The 17,196-nt window shown below is 46.4% G+C and carries 19 protein-coding genes; 16 read left to right on the forward strand and 3 right to left on the reverse strand.

The window, feature by feature from the left end; all coding sequences use genetic code 11:
* Window positions 1–2 precede the first annotated feature (2 nt).
* Window positions 3–1,136 carry an HDOD domain-containing protein gene (locus tag ORJ00_RS01870; protein WP_306125315.1) on the forward strand — a complete coding sequence of 378 codons (1,134 nt, stop codon included), beginning with the start codon at window positions 3–5 and terminating at the stop codon, window positions 1,134–1,136.
* A gap of 87 nt (window positions 1,137–1,223) precedes the next feature.
* On the opposite strand, the gene ORJ00_RS01875 is transcribed toward ORJ00_RS01870, so the two are convergent.
* On the reverse strand, window positions 1,224–2,801 hold the full coding sequence (locus ORJ00_RS01875; protein WP_306125316.1) for a methyl-accepting chemotaxis protein: 1,578 nt from the start codon (window positions 2,799–2,801) through the stop codon (window positions 1,224–1,226).
* 266 nt (window positions 2,802–3,067) lie between these two features.
* Between ORJ00_RS01875 and hemN the strand changes: the two genes are divergently transcribed.
* From hemN to feoB, 3 genes are all read left to right on the forward strand, one after another.
* Window positions 3,068–4,420, forward strand: a complete 1,353-nt coding sequence (gene hemN, locus ORJ00_RS01880; protein WP_306125317.1) for an oxygen-independent coproporphyrinogen III oxidase — start codon at window positions 3,068–3,070, stop codon at window positions 4,418–4,420.
* A 463-nt stretch (window positions 4,421–4,883) separates the two neighbouring features.
* The gene (locus tag ORJ00_RS01885) at window positions 4,884–5,117 is read left to right on the forward strand and encodes a FeoA family protein (RefSeq protein WP_205623235.1); all 234 of its coding nucleotides are present in this window, start codon (window positions 4,884–4,886) and stop codon (window positions 5,115–5,117) included.
* 71 nt (window positions 5,118–5,188) lie between these two features.
* Window positions 5,189–7,015: a ferrous iron transporter B gene (gene feoB / locus ORJ00_RS01890; RefSeq protein ID WP_306138818.1), complete on the forward strand. Its 1,827-nt coding sequence runs from the start codon at window positions 5,189–5,191 to the stop codon at window positions 7,013–7,015.
* A gap of 159 nt (window positions 7,016–7,174) precedes the next feature.
* Here the strand turns inward: feoB and ORJ00_RS01895 are convergent, their stop codons facing one another.
* Window positions 7,175–8,494 (reverse strand): family 14 glycosylhydrolase, encoded by a 1,320-nt coding sequence (locus ORJ00_RS01895; protein ID WP_306138819.1) that lies wholly within the window; start codon window positions 8,492–8,494, stop codon window positions 7,175–7,177.
* Window positions 8,495–8,845: 351 nt separating this feature from the next.
* On the opposite strand from ORJ00_RS01895, the gene ORJ00_RS01900 reads away from it, so the two are divergent.
* From ORJ00_RS01900 to ORJ00_RS01920, 5 genes are all read left to right on the forward strand, one after another.
* Window positions 8,846–9,268 carry a VOC family protein gene (locus ORJ00_RS01900; RefSeq protein ID WP_306138821.1) on the forward strand — a complete coding sequence of 141 codons (423 nt, stop codon included), beginning with the start codon at window positions 8,846–8,848 and terminating at the stop codon, window positions 9,266–9,268.
* 25 nt (window positions 9,269–9,293) lie between these two features.
* Window positions 9,294–9,824 carry a DinB family protein gene (locus ORJ00_RS01905; RefSeq protein WP_306138822.1) on the forward strand — a complete coding sequence of 177 codons (531 nt, stop codon included), beginning with the start codon at window positions 9,294–9,296 and terminating at the stop codon, window positions 9,822–9,824.
* A 331-nt stretch (window positions 9,825–10,155) separates the two neighbouring features.
* Window positions 10,156–10,560, forward strand: a complete 405-nt coding sequence (locus ORJ00_RS01910) for a hypothetical protein (RefSeq protein WP_306138823.1) — start codon at window positions 10,156–10,158, stop codon at window positions 10,558–10,560.
* A 129-nt stretch (window positions 10,561–10,689) separates the two neighbouring features.
* Window positions 10,690–11,553 carry a DUF5694 domain-containing protein gene (locus ORJ00_RS01915; RefSeq protein ID WP_306138824.1) on the forward strand — a complete coding sequence of 288 codons (864 nt, stop codon included), beginning with the start codon at window positions 10,690–10,692 and terminating at the stop codon, window positions 11,551–11,553.
* 101 nt (window positions 11,554–11,654) lie between these two features.
* Window positions 11,655–11,957: a YdeI/OmpD-associated family protein gene (locus ORJ00_RS01920; protein ID WP_306138826.1), complete on the forward strand. Its 303-nt coding sequence runs from the start codon at window positions 11,655–11,657 to the stop codon at window positions 11,955–11,957.
* Window positions 11,958–12,059: 102 nt separating this feature from the next.
* Here ORJ00_RS01920 and ORJ00_RS01925 read toward each other — a convergent pair whose 3' ends face one another.
* Window positions 12,060–13,088, reverse strand: coding sequence for an AraC family transcriptional regulator (locus tag ORJ00_RS01925; protein WP_306138827.1), 1,029 nt, complete (start codon window positions 13,086–13,088; stop codon window positions 12,060–12,062).
* Here ORJ00_RS01925 and ORJ00_RS01930 point away from each other — a divergent pair.
* The 7 genes from ORJ00_RS01930 to ORJ00_RS01960 all read left to right on the forward strand — a co-directional run bounded on the left by ORJ00_RS01930 (window position 13,063) and on the right by ORJ00_RS01960 (window position 17,132).
* Window positions 13,063–13,485 (forward strand): FAD-dependent oxidoreductase, encoded by a 423-nt coding sequence (locus ORJ00_RS01930; protein WP_306138939.1) that lies wholly within the window; start codon window positions 13,063–13,065, stop codon window positions 13,483–13,485. The genes ORJ00_RS01925 and ORJ00_RS01930 overlap by 26 nt on opposite strands.
* 193 nt (window positions 13,486–13,678) lie before the next feature.
* Complete coding sequence (locus tag ORJ00_RS01935; protein WP_306125326.1) at window positions 13,679–14,107, forward strand: nuclear transport factor 2 family protein; 429 nt, start codon at window positions 13,679–13,681, stop codon at window positions 14,105–14,107.
* Window positions 14,108–14,222: 115 nt separating this feature from the next.
* Entirely contained in the window at window positions 14,223–14,681 is a 459-nt protein-coding gene (locus ORJ00_RS01940) for a GNAT family N-acetyltransferase (protein WP_305976800.1), read from the forward strand.
* A 35-nt stretch (window positions 14,682–14,716) separates the two neighbouring features.
* A complete protein-coding gene (locus ORJ00_RS01945; protein ID WP_305976799.1) occupies window positions 14,717–15,028 on the forward strand; it encodes a YciI-like protein in 312 nt (103 codons plus the stop codon).
* Window positions 15,028–15,453, forward strand: a complete 426-nt coding sequence (locus ORJ00_RS01950; RefSeq protein ID WP_306125327.1) for a DUF1801 domain-containing protein — start codon at window positions 15,028–15,030, stop codon at window positions 15,451–15,453. Before ORJ00_RS01945 ends, ORJ00_RS01950 begins: the two co-directional genes overlap by 1 nt.
* Before the next feature lie 205 nt (window positions 15,454–15,658).
* A complete protein-coding gene (locus ORJ00_RS01955; RefSeq protein WP_306138828.1) occupies window positions 15,659–16,834 on the forward strand; it encodes a hypothetical protein in 1,176 nt (391 codons plus the stop codon).
* A gap of 100 nt (window positions 16,835–16,934) precedes the next feature.
* On the forward strand, window positions 16,935–17,132 hold the full coding sequence (locus tag ORJ00_RS01960; RefSeq protein ID WP_305977856.1) for a glycine zipper domain-containing protein: 198 nt from the start codon (window positions 16,935–16,937) through the stop codon (window positions 17,130–17,132).
* Window positions 17,133–17,196 lie beyond the last annotated feature (64 nt).

Raw genomic sequence — 17,196 nt, forward strand, 5'->3', positions numbered from 1 at the left:
CTATGCTAAATATTTTGTTTATTGACGATGACAGCTTTATGCTCAAGGCGCTACAGCGCACGGCGCGTCGGTTAAAGCCTGATTGCCAGTTTTTTCTCTGTGAGCAAGCTTCATTTTGGCAGTCCGCGCTACCCGAAGGCGTTGTGCCTGATGCAGTATTTTGTGATTTTTTAATGCCACAAAAAAATGGTGATAAAATTCTCGAAGAAATTGAGAGCGTTTATCCTTCTACAGTGCGAATCCTTTTAACCGGTGACACAGCTGAAGATGTTGTTAGTCGGGCGACTGAGGTTGCGCATTTTGTTTTGAGTAAGCCGTTTTCTGAAGATGATCTAAATCATGTGTTTAATTGTTTAGAACGATTAAATGCACTTAACTTTAGTCCGGAACTAAGGGAGAAATTAGGTCGAGCTCAGTATTTTTTTGCATTGCCTGAATCTGTCAGCAAGCTAAGATCGTTATTTTCACAGACTGATGTTGATGTCTCTGACGTTGCAGAACTTATTAGCCATGAAACCTTGATTGCGGCAAAGCTAATTCAGTTAGCAAACTCGGCATTTTTAGGCTATGCGCGACATACAGCTTCGCTTGTTGAGGCAATAAAGCGTTTAGGTTTACGACTTACTGAAGCAATTATTGTTGCTATGTCGATAGAGCAACTAGCGTCTTCTAAAGTGCCAGCAGCTTCGCATAAACGATTTAGTGCCTGGGCGTTTAGTTATGCTAATGCCTGTCGGCAAAACAGTAAATTGCTTGGTTTTAATATGGAAATGCAAGATTTCATCTCTGTGGCAGCACTGTTAACTGGGGTAGGGCATTTAACATTGGCAGCAGAAAAAGCCAGTTATAGCCCACAACCGATTAATTTGGATGAAGGGCTTAGGGTCGATGATGCCACGTTAGTGACAGCATATTTATTGACTTTGTGGGGGTTTTCGGCCGAGTTATGCCAACTCGTCTTACTTCAAGATAAACCCGATTTTACAGTGACAGGCCTTGATATTAAAACGCTTTGTTTGGTTATGTTTGTGGTTAAATTTAAACTGTCGGGTCAATTAAATACGGAGAATGAACAAAGATTACAAGCTCAGATTATCGACCCTTCAATTAAAAAATGGTTAACTCACACTCTTTAGCTTTACTCTTCTGTACAGATGTCTTACATCGGCAAAACAACAGATGGTAAGCGTTGTAGTGTTGAGTTAACACTGTAATATCAAAGACTAGCGGTCGCGGCTGCTAGAAAAACGGTTAATAATAGATCGGACATGGGCAACGGTTTCAGCCAGTTGTTTACTTGCATCAAGTGCTGAATTTGCTGAGGTATGCGTGGCAGAGGTGCTATCGGCAATTTCGACAATTTGTTGATTAATATGTTCCGCAACCGTGCCTTGTTGCTCAACTGCGGCAGACATTTGCTCTGTCAGGCTGGTTATAGTGCGCACAGAGTCCCGAATATTAGCCAGTGCATCACGGGTATGTTCCACTGTTGTCACACCATGTTTCGCAGCTTGTTCACCTTTTTCTGATACGCCTACTGCACTCATAGCACGTGCTGTGAGTACCTCAACAATTTTATGTATTTTGTCGGTTGATTCCCGCGTTTTCGACGCTAATGAACGGACTTCGTCGGCAACAACACTAAAACCACGGCCTTGTTCTCCGGCTCTGGCCGCTTCTATAGCCGCATTAAGTGCCAGCAAGTTTGTTTGATCTGCAATGGTTGAAATCAGATTGGCGGCTTGACCAATTTCGCTAGTCGACTCTGCCAGTTCCCGCACAGTATTAGCAATACTGGCCACTGAATCGCTTAATGCATCAATCGCGGTTTTGGCGTCATTAGCCAGTGTAGCACCTTCGGTTACACTGCTAAGTGCGTCCCGTGCGCTGCCCGCATTGGTTTGTACATTGCCCGCTACTTCTTGAATAGCCGCCGACATCTGTGTGATAGCTGACGCAATTTGCTGCGTTGCATGGCTTTGCTGGGCTACAGCTGCCGACGTTGATTCAGATTCAATTTGTGTATTTTTCACAATAGTGTCAAGCACCGCTGCGGCATCTGCAATTCGGGTTAAAGCGGTTCGATTTCTGGCAATTTCACAAGCAAGCGCCAATTTAGCTTGTGCTTTAGCGCCAGCGTTACCAAAATAGGTCTCTGCTACAACACTATTGGTATAAGATTCTGGGCTAATGGTGAAGATATCGCTGAACTGTTGTTGTTGGGTATAAGCTAACCAAAGCGCCGAAAGTGCTGTGGTACTTAATGCAATAATGCCAGCGGTGGTATCATACAAAGTAAAAAAAACCGCAGAGGCGATAATACCCGGTACAAGTACCGATGACACAGATTGCAGGCCATGCGCTGTTCGACTGATTATTGATAAGTTAGACTTGCCGTCGCGGATACGCGCATAGGCTTTTTCAGCGCGGTCTTTTTCTTCTGCACCCGCGCAGACACGAACTGACTCAAATCCTACAACGCTTTTACCTTCAAACACGGGGGTTACAAAAGCGCTAACCCAATAGTGATCTCCATCTTTACGTCGGTTTTTTACCAATCCCATCCAAACACGGCCGGCTGAAATGGTCTGCCACATTTCTTTAAATACTGCCGCTGGCATATCGGGGTGGCGAATCATATTGTGCGGCTTGCCAATCAGCTCATCTTTATTGAAGCCACTGACATCAATAAAAGCCTGATTGCAGTAAGTGATATTGCCCTTTGCATCGGTCCCGGAAATCAACCGTGCTGTTGCTGCAAAGCTGTATTCTCTGTTAGTGACAGGTTGGTTGTTTCTCATAAGTGTCCTGTATAAGTCGAAAAATATATTAAAAACATACTTTTATAAAAAGTAGTATAGCTGATTAAATTAAGGCTGCTATTGAACTTTCGTCAAGTTAACCGTCTTTTAGGGTGAGTATTAGCAGGCAACACTTAAAGCGTCAGCGTCGAACTAAACGCGGCTTTATTAACCTGAAAGTTGTTTTGGTACTGCGACAGATCAAAGTTGAACCAATCCAACCAAACTACAATGCAACAACTTTCGTTCATTCAGGTTACTTTGTTATGCAATGCGATCCCGCGCTAATCCGTAAATACAATATTAATGGCCCACGCTACACCTCGTACCCAACCGCATTAGCAATGCAGCATAATTTCGACCCGTGCCATGTACAGCGGGCTATTGCATTGTGCTCAGATGACCTGAGCCTTTATTTGCACATCCCATTTTGCCAGCAACTTTGTTACTACTGCGGCTGCAATAAAATCGTTACTCGTCACCAGCATAAAGCCGATATCTATTTACAAGCACTCGAGCAAGAGATGCTTTGTTATGCCGCGCGTATTGCTGGTAAGCATATTAAACAGGTGCATTTAGGTGGTGGTACGCCAACCTTTCTAACTGAGCTGCAATTAACCCGGCTTATTGTGTTGATCCATAAACATTTTACCCTCAACGCCGATGCTGAATTAAGCATAGAAATAGATCCACGTAGCTGCAGTGATGACAAGCTGCGCTTTTTGCACAAATTAGGTTTTAACCGAGTGAGTTTTGGTGTGCAGGACTTGGATGAAAAAGTGCAAATTGCGATAAACCGGGTGCAAGATACCGATTTAATACGCCGGCAAATGTTACTGTGTCGTGAAATTGGTTTTGCATCAGTTAATTTGGATTTAATCTATGGCTTACCGTTTCAGCACCCTGATAGCTTTGCCCAAACACTGGATACTATTATTCAGTTGAACCCTGATCGCATTTCACTGTTTAGTTATGCCCATCTGCCTGAGCGCTTTGCGGCACAACGAAAAATCCCTGATGCCAGTTTGCCGGATGCGGAAACTAAGCTGCAGTTGCAAACTATGGGTATTGAGGCTTTTGGCAAAGCGGGATATCAGTTTATTGGTATGGACCACTTCGCAAAGCCTGACGATGCCTTAGCAAAAGCACAGCAAAATGGCACGTTACAGCGTAATTTCCAAGGGTACACAACGGCAGGCCAAGATACGCTAATCGGGCTTGGTGTCTCAAGTATTAGCCAGGTAAGTGGTGTACTGTGGCAAAATGTTAAAACCTTACCAGAGTATTACCAGATGGTAGCGCAACTGCAATTACCAATCGAGCGTGGTTTTTGTTTGAATGATGACGATAAAATTCGGGCAGCGTTGATTAGTCAGCTGATTTGTCACTTTAAACTTGATACGTCAGCATTTTGCCAGCAGTGGGGTATTACCGCCTTTTGGCACTATTTTGCCGATGCATTAACCCTATTGCAGCCGTTTATGGAGGATGGATTGGTCGAGATATACGCAGAGCGGATAAAGGTCACAGGTAGCGGCCGGCTTTGGGTTCGTAGTATTTGTGCTTGCTTTGATGCGTACTTAAACCAAGGCCAGCAACGATACTCTAAAGTCGTATAATTTTAGCTGCGCAGGTGTCTGCAATGCTGAGCCGGTACAGCACATCTAGCGCATCGCTACTGGCCGCAAAGGCGCTGCTGAGCTGCGCTGTACCGGTTCGGAGGTGGTGTTCGGCTTGTTGGCGCAGTGAGGAGCTTAATGGTGGAGGTGTTGTTTGGTCAGTCATGCAAGTCTGTGCTAACAAAAAGTCGTACTGCAGTATAGGCTTAATCGTCGGCACAGGACACTGAAATTGCCTGTGGCTGCGCCTGATAAAACGTCACCGCAATCATTTTGCCGTTATTGCTGGTTACTGCCATTTGCCAGCCTTGATGCTCACAAAGCCGTTTAACAATAGATAATCCAAAACCAACGCCAGTAATTTAGCGCTAGGAAGCGTAGTTCTAGCTGGAATGTCGTTGTAAATTCCACCATTTTAAGTAACAATGCGAATAATTTGTATTTCCATGTTGGAGCGATGTGCATGATGTCACTTTGGGACACTGCCGGTGGCCAGACGGTAACGGTTACAACGCTGGATGCAGGCTTGGATCAGGCTGTTAGCAGCAGGCTACGTGAAATGGGGCTGGATAATGGTTTGCCTGTATTGTGTTTGCGCCGAGGCCCTTTCAATGGTGCATTGGTGGTTGCAATAGCCGATTGTGTGTATTCGCTAGAGCAAAAAGTTGCCAGTAAAATTCGGGTTAAACCCCTGTAGTAGCCACTGTTTAGTCAGTAATGTTGTGCCGGCGTTTACACCGGTAAGCCTTGTCATTTCGCAGGTTTTTTATGAAGCGTATTATATTGGTCGGAAAACCCAACTCCGGCAAAAGTTTGTTGTTTAATCAGTTAACAGGCTTACGCCAAAAAGTGGCTAATTTCCCTGGGGTTACGGTAGAGCTTAAATCAGGCCGGTTTGACCAATATCAGTTAGTCGATTTCCCCGGTGCATATTCAATGAGTACGCTCACGCGTGATGAAGATATCGCGGTAGAAAAAATCAATCAGGCATTATTGGATCAGGACACGTCGCTGATTATTTGTAACCTTGACGCCACCCGGCTGCAAAGTAGCCTGATGTTTGGCATGCAAATGCAAGCATTAGCGCATCAGTATGGTAAGGCACTGGTATTTGCCCTGAATATGATTGATGAGGTTACGCGCTTTGGTCATCAAATAGACGTAGCTGGGCTAAGTCGTGATTTAGGTGCACCGGTATTTGCATTGTCAGCCAAGACATTAGATGGCATAGCCGAATTTAAAACGGCAGTAATACAATTGGCCGCTGAGGCTGATAGCAGCAATTTAAACACTGTCGCGCTTCCACCGTTGGATTACAGCGTGCAGGTAAAGCAAAGCCGCTTGCTGGCAACGCAATATGGTATGCCGTCTTCTGTTGTGTTGAAAAAGCAAAATGCTATTGATGCTTTTATGCTAAATAATGTCAGCGGAGGCATCGCATTCTTATTAGTGATGTTTTTGTTATTTCAAAGTATTTTTACCTTTGCTACACCGCTGATGGATGCCGTAGAAAATGCTATTGGTGTCAGCGCAAGCTTTATTACCGATTTAACCGGCCCGGGTATGCTGGCTGATTTTCTTAATGATGCCTTGTTTGGTGGTTTGGGATCCTTTTTAGTATTTGTGCCACAAATTATGGTGTTAACGTTAATTATCGGCGTGTTGGAAGACAGTGGCTATCTTGCGCGGGCGGCGTTAATTTGCCATCGGCCGCTTAGCTATTTTGGCTTGTCCGGCCGCAGTTTTATTCCGTATTTATCAGCACATGCCTGTGCTATTCCGGCTATTTTAGCGGCGCGTACTATTGAATCACCCCGAAAGCGCCTTATTACTATGTTAACTGTGCCGCTAATGTCATGCTCAGCGCGTTTACCGGTATATGCGTTGCTGGTAGCGGTGTTAATCCCTGATACCCGTTATTTGGGCGGCATCGTTAACTTGCAGGGCGTGGCCTTCTTTGGCTTATATCTGTTTGGTATCGTTACGGCATTGCTTGTTAGCCTGTTGCTGTCTCGCTCGGCAGTGACGGATAATGAAAAATCCGATATGCCCTTTATTCTTGAGCTGCCAAGTTATCGGTTTCCTCACTGGAAACCGCTAATACACCGCGTACTTAGCAGTGCCAAACAGTTTATTTATCGCGCTGGCCCGGTTATTTTTGCGGTATCGCTTGGGATCTGGCTGCTAGGGTATTTCCCTACCTCCGCCGGCGGTTTAGAAGACTCTTATCTTGGTGTCATTGGCCAGTGGATTGAGCCTATATTCGAACCACTGGGGCTAGACTGGCGCTATGGCGTAGCTATTTTAATGTCGTTTTTAGCGCGTGAAGTGTTTGTTGGCGCACTGGGTACCTTATTTGGTATTGATGGTGCTGATGAAAATATTGCCGGGCTGGCTGCCAATATTCAGGCCGATGGGCTCACCTTTGGTGCCGGTATGGGTATTTTGCTGTTTTATGTGGTGGCGCTGCAATGTGTTGCGACCGTTGCCACGTTAAAAGCGGAAACCGGCAGTGCCCGACTGGTTGGCGCATTGGTATTAGGCTACGGCATGCTGGCATACCTGCTTGCCATGTTTTGTGCACAGTTTTTATAATATTAAACAACGACATATAGGGTATTAGATACCCCATATGTCGTTGTCAAAGCCTCTAGCGTAGACGCGAAAATACAGACGGTCTACGCGTGCTTGGTAAGGACTTTCCTTAACCGATTATTGTCTCACCTGGCCAATATGAGTGTATTGATCAGACTATTATTTAGTTTGAATGAGCGTTTTAAGCCCTTGCTTGCCGGTTTCATTATTGGTTACTTGCTCCAGCCTTAAAATAGTCAGGCCGGAATAATGGCTATTTTGCAAGGCCTGTTGCATGTTGTCCCAGCCACTGACATGCTCGACCCCTGCCGAGAGGGCGTTTTCACCTTTTATTGTTACCTGTTGTCGCTTGGCTTCTTCACCCAGCCAGCGAACCAGAGTTTTTGCCATTGAATAGCTAGGGGGCATTGGGCTATCTTGCATTTCTAGTGCGGTAAAATGCAAAATGACTTGGCGTTGTTTATGGCCAGGTTGGCTAGATCCGGCTTGTTTGGAATTAAGCTGTTTCGCAACGGCTACCATGTGGATATAGCCGTATCCATTGCCTTCATGGTAAGGCCAATCGCTGTGCAGTAAACCCGCGGCCAACTCTGCACTGCGGGCGCTGTAGTCATCAATGGCCATTTTCCAGTGTATACCCGGAATTTTATAGCCCAGTGGAACCGCATTAAAAGTGTCAGCTAGCGCCGCGTCTGCCGCTTTCAGCATACGGTTACCATGTGCTATCAGTGACAAATGATACCAATCGATAAAATCTTTGCCATATTGCGAGTATCGATGTTGGCCGCTGTTAATAAACTGATTACCGTCTAAAGGTGGCATAACCTGTTTAAAATCCGTGTGCTGCGTATTCCATGACGCATTAAGTTTAACTATGTCACCGTATTTGCTTTGCATAGCCTGGCGAAAGTCTTGTACGGCAAGAGTTGAATATGCCTGAAAGCTGCCGCGAGTTGGATAAGCAGATTTACCGTCATCATGGCTGTTGTACGAAGGGTAGCGCAATTCCCCGGCCGGGCCCATAGAGATATTAATCTCAGCTAAGCGGTTAGATAAATGCTGAAAGTGTTGGCTGAACGCCTGTATAAATTCACTATACTGTTGAATAACAACATGATCTGCCCATAAGGACACGGTTTCGGCGGAATAATTGCCATATTCGCTTTTGTACTGTAAGTCGGTTTGTGTGATGCCTTTGTTGATGTAGTGTTGCCAAATCCAACCTGGAAGGGGGATGTTGCAATTATCCCCTACATTTCCACCACATTGATGAAAAGACATAATCGGGACGATGTTTAAACCCGCTGCACTGATGTCGGCAAAGATGTCATCATAATAGCGCCAATCAAATACCTGATCGGCCTCTGCCTCTACCATGCCCCACCAAACGTCAACTGAAACACCACCCACGCCAAGGCGTTTGGCTTCAGCCAGCTGCAGCCGAAATGACGGCCTGTCCTCTACTAGTAGGGGGGCCATCACATGAATGCTGACGTTGGCTTGTGCACTGCTGCAAAACAACATAATTAACAACGTTTGGAAAAAATTCATCACAAGCTAAAGTAAACAATTGATGCGTTACTTTACGTTATATAGCGGCGGGACTCTTGTTCAAATGCGACGTATTATTGGCGGCGATGACGCTGGCGAAAACGCGCCACGCTATGCTCAAATTGCAGCTGTTTGATGGCCTAACCAGCCAGTGGCGCCAGTTTAGTCTGAATAAAGATAGCGGTTGCAGTGTTTGTAGCACCGGCTAAGGCTTTTCACCTACGGTGAAACTTGCGTTAGAATCGAATATGAACAAACAACGGAAACAAACACAAACAGATGTCTGAGCTTATGCAGCAACAACCCGTACAACAAAAAATCGGCAATATCGCGCTGTTGGTAGCCGATTACGACGACGCTATCGCGTTTTATACCAGCAAGCTGCAATTTAGCCTGATAGCCGATACCGACATAGGTGACGGTAAACGCTGGATCGAAATTGCACCGCCCAACAGCAACGGCAGCCACTTGTTGTTGGCCAAAGCGAGCAATGCGCAGCAGCAAGCTGCCGTGGGCAACCAAACCGGCGGCAGGGTATTCTTGTTTTTGCATACCAACGATTTTTGGCGCGACTATCACGCCATGCAGGCCAAAGGCGTTAAGTTTAACGAACAGCCCAGAGAAGAAAGCTACGGCACTGTGGCAGTGTTTGAGGATTTATACGGCAATAAGTGGGATTTGCTGCAATTGCATCCGAATTAGATCCGTATCTGGCAGAGGAGAGTACATGACAGCGCATCAGCAGCAAATGCAGGGTTTTGCCAAATATAATCGTGAGTTTAACGCCCGATTATATAAGCTGGCGGCCACTTTAACTGAAGACGAGCGCAAAAAAGATCTCGGCGCGTTCTTTGGCTCTGTGCACGCTACGCTAAATCATATTTTGCTGGCCGACCGCATCTGGCTGGGCCGCTTTGCTACTGCCTTTCCCACTATTGCAGCATTACAGCGTGCCGATTTAGTGCAGCAGTTTAGTTCGCTGCGTGATGAGCTGTATGCCAATTTTACCGAGCTTAGTGAGCAACGAGTGGCGACCGATGATGTCATTACCCGCTTTACTGATGAGTTAACCGCCGCACAGCTGGCCGGCACTATGCGCTACAGCAATTCCCAGGGCCAGCAGCGCCAGCACCCTACCTGGGTAGCCGTAGCTCATATGTTTAACCACCAAACCCATCACCGCGGCCAGCTTAGCACGCTATTGCACCAGCTCGGCCATGATGTTGGCGTGACGGATTTTGTTGCTTATGTAACATAAATGACTGCAAACATAATTATGTTGTGGTTGAAATTATCACGCCAATACTGAATTAACACTTCGCCGGGAATCATACGTGGGTTCATTATTTCAATTAGTTTTCGCAGCACTAGGCTACGTTTTTCTGGCGACTATTGCAGGCTTTGTGCTGCTGTCGCTAGCTAAAGTGTTGAGCTTTTTTTTCAGCAAAAGTATGGTCTCGGTTGAGTCTTTTTTTTGGTTTCCAATTAAGCTGGGTCCATATTTTCTATTGGCAATCTTTGCGAATATTATAATTTGTGAGCTGGTTAGGGATGTCGATCCTCCGCTAACAGATTACTGGTCACTGCCTGTGAATAAAAAACTGACTCTGGGAGCGATAGATGTAACCGATAAGTGGTATTTGTGGCCAGGTAGAGAGGGTGGTGAGGCAATCGTCAGTGACATTGTGTTGGTAGGCATAAGTGATAAGGCGGTCTACGGTGCGACAGAGTCGGGTAGATATTTCATCTACCCGCTAAACGCCGGGCAGAAATTGAATAACCTTTCTGAAGATGAATTTGAGTCAAAAATCATTAAGATAGAAGGTGTAGTCCCTGCACTGCAGCACCCGGCGCATTACTATTACGACAAGCGCAATCTTGGTGACTTAATCACTTTACTGCTAATGCTGATTTATCCGCTGTGGCAATTTTATATGTTGTGTAAGGATTTCCGTGACAGGTTGATGCAGCCAGTTTTAAGCTGCACTTTATAGAGCGCGGAGTTGTTGCCAGAGGCCTGGGAGGGCAAAGCTGCTTTATAATTGTCGGACTTATGTTGCGCTATTGCTGCACATGCTGATGTTGGCTATGCTGGTGCTATTTTCAGCATCTGGCCTATATCAATGAAAACTATCCTATTTTTACTGACGCTGTGTCTTGTTGCCTGCAGCAGTACAACGGACTCTGTGTTACTTGCTGAGGCTGGGCCTGTTAATGTTGAAAAAATTAAAGTGCTGAATATAGGCAGCTTTCACTTTGGCGCTACCAGTGATGCTAACAGCGTTGATTTTGATGAACATAGCCAGGCTAATCAGCAAGCTGTTAAAGACATCGCAAAGTTGCTTGCCCAATTTAAACCCACCATCGTTTGCCTGGAGTTTCTACCTGAAGACATGGCCCGCATAAATCAGGCTTATCAGGCGTTTTTAGCCAACCCTGTGCGCTTAGATACCCGCTATGGTGAGCTAAGTATGCTGGGCTTTGATATCGCCAGATTAAGTGGCGTAGATAAGGTGTACGGCATCGATCACCATCTGGGCTATAACTACAGCTTGGGAGACTTTATCGAAAACAGCCCCGAGCTGGAAAATTCGGTTGACCGGCAAACCTATCTGCAATTAACCCATCAGCCTTTTTTGCATTACCCCAAATTAGCTGAACGTAATCAGCGCTTTGACCAGCTGTCGTTGCTGGAACAGTTACAATTAACCAATCACCCGCTGATGTTGGATTACATGCTCAATACCAATGCTGATAAGCTGTTTTACGTTGGCATTGATGATGGCTTTGAAGGTGCAGAACAAGCAGCACAGTTTTATCTGCGCAATATGAAAATTTATACCAATTTAAACCGCATACCCATGAACAAAAATGACCGGGTACTGATTTTAATGGGCTCTGCCCATACCGCGATGCTCAGAGAGTTTATTCGCCGCAGTCCCAAATTCGACATGGTTAATACGCTGGATTATTTAACAGCAAAGTAGAAAAAAAATGGGGGCAGAGACAATTAAAGATGAGCTATGTTAAATATATGTATTTCGAGTCATTAACTAGCAAACCAACAGCAGGTATCAGGTAATTAGCTATGAAACCAGAAATGTCCGGCGGCTTGGTGCACGAATTACCAGGTGATTTGGCTAAGGCACTAGTTGAAAAAGAACTGGTTAGCAGTTGGGAAGCCTTGTCAGCAATTGGCCGAAATGAATTTATTTGTTGGATTGAAGATGCTAAACAACAGAAGACCAGAATAAAACGCATAGTTCGGGCGACCGAGGATCTTCTGGAAGGTAAAAAGCGACCTTGCTGCTGGGTAGGGTGTATACATCGTACCGACAAGCAGCCTGGTAAATGGCAACAGCAAGTTTTTATAGATAAAAAGAAAAAGTAGCTTCGATATTAACCACGCTGATAGTCGGCGTGCATAAACTGGTGCCAGCTACCGTTTTTTTTCACCCAGTCGGTGACAGACCTGCCATCCATTTTAGTTGCCTCATATCTGGTTCACCTCGATGGGTAGGTAGACATCCGTGCGCCACTCTGCAACAGGTGTGCTTTCCGGATCATCAATATAATGCGCAAACAGCGGGGCGTTGCGCAGTTCTATGCCAGCTTCCAGTGCCATGGCGTAAAGCCAGTCAATCGTATCCAGCAATGCGTCATAATCGCCGACATGGCGCGCGCTCAGGCAAGTGCCCGAGGGTAACTCTGCCCAATGCGTCCCCGGCGGCGCTGCGCCTGCTGTCTGCGCTACAGAGAAAGCGCAGTCGAAGCGAAAGTCTTCGGGCGCCGTGGTGCGCGGATCATCCGGCCATAAACCATGAATGCCGCGCACGTCTTCTGGCGGCATACACTGAGTGACTAACTCGAACAGACGGCCATAACCATTGAATAGGCTTTCATAGGCGCCGGTATTGCGTGTCGCCAGGATTTTCAGTGGCTGCAGCTCAACTATTGTTACCTCAATGCCTGGTACGTCGTCGTCCTGCGCTCGCAGGCCATGCGTAATGCGGGCAACAAATGCGGCCATCTTAGCAGGGTCGGCCCTTAGCTCGCTGGCACTGGCCCCGGCGAAGGCTTTTAGTGAACGCGCAAAGGATTGGCCACTGGCATAGCCGGCGGCCTCTGCAACTTCAACTACCGGTGCACGCTCGTTCTGCAGCGCAACCAGCGCGCGGCCCATTTGCACACGCCGCAGGCTTTCGAACACCGTCTCCCCGGTCATCACCCGCCATACCCGATGAAAATGAAACGGTGAAATTGCCGCCACGGCGGCCAACTCGTCCAGTGTCGGTTGGGCCTGCGCGCCCAACGACTCAATATAGGCCAGCACTTTCTCCACCCGCGTGGCATAGCGTTCAACCTGAATCACCCGTATCTGCTGCATAATTTTCTCCATTGCTGCTCTAAGTACGATAACACCATATACGAACTTAGGGCCAACCCGCGTACCCGATCTTGCTAAGTTGCTGTGGTGGTGGCGCGCTTTGCCAGAGATGATCCCAGACTGGGGAAGTACCACTTTTTTTACTCAAGGTGAATATCCACTCGATGAAAAACAGCTGGAAATATTAACTAGGCGTGGGGTCAACATAGAACATACTAGAATCACCAGAGTTATTGGCGATGGTGAGAACATCAACTCCGTAGTTCTTGCTGATGGTTCAGAGCGTAAACTAGAAGGCCTTTATGTTGCGCCGAAAATAAGTGCCAAAAACCCGATCGTTGATGCTTTGAATTGTGAATTTGAAGAGACCACTCTAGGCGAAATTATAAAAGTAAATGAGCTAAAACAAACTTCCGTTGCAAATGTATATGCCGCCGGAGATATGTCAAATCCTATGCAAAATGGCACTTTTGCTGTTAATTCTGGTGTCATAGCTGGAATAAGTATGCACCAATCATTGATGTTTGGCTAAACGGTTAGGAAACCAGAGGGGCAGGTCTTGCTTTTTTGCCTCGCGACCCAGAAGTCAAAAATCAAAACCTGACCCTGAGGTTGACCCCGAGGTTTATTCTACCTCGGCGAATTAACGGCAGCACTTTTTATATTGCGTTAATGCAGATAATTGCTACTCTGATGCGTGTTAAAACAACATCTTGGAGCATTTAATGCGCAAAATATTCATTGTTATTTCTATGCTGCTTTGCAGTATGCCCGCCGTGGCTGATGACAAAGCAGACCTTACTGCATTACTCAGTGATTTTTTAGACGGCGCTACCCGCAATGATGCAGCCATTCATAATAAATACTGGGCAGATGAGCTAATTTATACCAGCTCTTCAGGTACACGCTTTGGTAAAGCCCAGCTGATGCAAGGTGTGAATAGCCGCGGTACGTTAAAACCCGATGAAATAGACACCGTTTATAGCAGTGAAGATGTGCGAATTATGCAGTATGGCGATACTGCGGTAGTGGCCTTTGTGCTGGTAGGTAAATCAGCCAGCGAGACCAAACGTTATTTAAACAGTGGTACCTTTGTGCGCAAAGACGGCCAATGGCAGGCAGTAAACTGGCAAGCCACCATTAAAGCTGAATAATGGTGCGCTTATTTAACGGGTAGACAGCCCATTTTGCTGCCTTTTATTAGTAGTGTAAGCACCGTTGAAGTGATGGATATAGACTGTGCCAGCTTGGCCAAATGGATCAGTTAAGATGAAGATTGTTCAGGATGATTTAGCCAGCGGTGAGGTGATAGCGCTGTTGCATGAGCATTTAGCCGATATGTACGCCACCTCACCACCAGAGAGTGTGCATGCGCTGGATGTTGACGCGCTTAAAGCCAGCAATATACGCTTTTTTAGTGCATGGCTGGATGGGGAATTAGCCGGTTGCGTGGCCATAAAAGCATTAGATAGCCAGCTGGCAGAGCTAAAATCAATGCGCACAACAAAGGCGTTTCGCGGCAAGGGTATAGGGCAGGCATTACTGCAATTTGTTATCGAACATGCCAAAGCGCAGGGATTTACCGCTGTTAATCTGGAAACCGGTACTCAGGACTATTTTGCGCCGGCCAGAAATTTGTATCGAAAGTTCGGCTTTACCGACTGTGGCCCGTTTGGCCAGTACAAGCTGGATCCGAATAGCCACTTTATGTCGCTGGCACTTTGCTGATAAACACTGGCGGCACAACATCAGGAGAATTGCTGATGCACTTTATTCTTATCTACGAAACAACAGCCGATTACCTGCAACGACGCGGCGATTTTCGCTCAGCGCATTTGACATTGGCGTGGCAAGCCGCTGAGCGCGGTGAGTTACTACTAGGCGGCGCGGTAGGAGAACCGGCAGACAGTGCAATGCTGTTATTTCGCTGTGAATCAGCGGATATTCCATCGGCCTTTGCCAAAGCCGACCCATATGTTGTAAACGGTCTGGTAAAAAGTTGGCAGGTTAAACGCTGGCATACGGTAGTCGGCGAGGGTGCAGCTGCACCGGTTAAACCAGAGGCGGCAGGCTAATGGCAGAGACAAAAACCACAGCAAGCAACGCCAGTGTGGCAGATTATTTAGCCAGCCGTGCTAACCCACAGCAACTGGCCGATTGTCAGCAACTAACAACCTTACTTAGTGATATTACCGGCCAGCCAGCAATCATGTGGGGGCCAAGTATTGTTGGCTTTGGCAGCTACCGTTACACCTACGACAGCGGCCACAGCGGTGAAGCGCCGTTAACCGGTTTCGCCATTCGTGGCCGAGACATTGTGATTTATCTGCTGGCTGAAGGTGAACAGCAAACGCAATTACTACAGCAGCTTGGCAAACACAAAATGGGTAAAGCCTGTTTGTACATAAAGCGTTTGGCTGATCTGGATATTGCCGTGCTAAAGCAACTCGCGGATAACTCTGTTGCAGAATTTCAGCGGCGCTACGGCCCGGCTGCCTGATACTAGCCAGTGTTTACTGTCGCCACCTGGTAACAGAATAGCACTAGCTGGCTAAGCATAAAGAGGGCAGAGCTAATAGCTTCCGGTCGTCCGGGTTACTACAGCCCGGAACATTCGTTGGAGAATAAATACCTTGCCTACATATTACATAGGTTTTGCCCGGTTAATCGCACTCGTTGTCGTCACAGGGTTATTAACAGGTTGCATGGCTAAGGGAATAATAAACCTACAAAGTGGCAACCCGTTGGCAGCGCAAACATGGCTTAGCAGTGAAGACAGTTTTGCAGTGCCGTTCGTTTGGCATGACGGCCACATCATTATCAAAGTGGCGGTTAATGATGCTAACTCACTACGATTTGCTTTTGATTCGGCAGCAGCTGCGACGGTACTTTTTGAAACCTCCCGAACTCAAACCGTGAAGTTAGACGTAGAGAGGCAGCTGGATCTGCAAGGACGGCGGGTCAATGTGGTTAACAATGGGGTTATTCGGGTTGGAGAGCTGGAACTATCAGAACTGACGTTTATCCACGTTCCTATTGGCCAAAATCCCTTGTTTAGCGACTATGACACGGCCTATTTTGATGGCGCGATTGGTTACGACTTACTTAATCGCTTTAACATCACGATACTTTTTGCCGAACAGTCGATAGTTTTCTCACCAAAGGGTACAGGAGGGGAGTTCATCAATGAACAATGGGTTAAATTGCCACTGCTGGTGCAAGGTCGAATACCCTATGTCGATGCCACAATGAAAAATATAAATGGCGGTGCAACAAAGTATGCTTTTGTCGTGGATACAGGGGCACCTGACTATATTTATCTGAATGAACAACTCGCTGAGGGCTTTGCCTTTCCAGCTGAAAGTTTTGAAACGCAAACTCAAAACTTTGATGGCAAGCAGGTATTGAAAACTAGTCGTATCGACTTTCTGGGTTTTGCCAACGAGAGCTTTCAAGTAGTGGCTGCACATGATTTACCATACTTTAAAGATGCGGTTGGAGTTGGCATGATTGGTAGTGGATTGCTGCGTAAGTTTGGTGTGCATTTCAATTATCAGGCAGGCTATTTAGCGCTTACTAAAAATAGGCTTTTTAGTAATAACACCTATATTGACCGAAGTGGCCTTACAGTAGAGCCGCACCGGTTGGGAGCTTTAGTTAAGGAAGTTGCAGCCAACTCCCATGCCACAGAGCTGGGGATAACAACAACGGCGATATTGACAACAATTAACGGTGAAGATCTTACCGAAGAGAACTTTGACAATTTGCGCTGGATGTTGAGCAGTGACGCGCCTTATGTAACCGTATGCTGGCAAGCGAATGGCCCGGAAAAATGCGGGGATTTAATGTTGATAGAGCGCATATCAGCTATAACTGAGTGATGTTTATATCTGAAAATGGGCGCGTCTTTTCGCGCTAAATTTTAGCGTTTGGTCGCTTGATACAAGTAGGTTAAAATTAATCTTTTGTTGGAGAAATATCTTGGCTTCTGATAAAAAGAACGATAAACACAAATCAAATAAAGTGGCTGCGGGTTTAGCGCTTGGCGTGGGTGTTGGTTTAGCCATCGGCGCCGCAATGGGTAATGTCGGCGCAGGATTAGCTATCGGCATTGCACTAGGCATTGCTTTTGGCGTTAGTATGCAAAAAAAGCAAGAGTCTGAAAAAGACGACCAATAGCCAAAGTTCACAAGCAGGCCAATTCGTTGAGGTTGTCGGAATTATTAGGGGCAGATCAAATTCA

It is taken from the genome of Rheinheimera baltica (assembly GCF_030731985.1).
In the GTDB taxonomy this organism is placed as follows: Bacteria; Pseudomonadota; Gammaproteobacteria; order Enterobacterales; family Alteromonadaceae; genus Alishewanella; species Alishewanella baltica.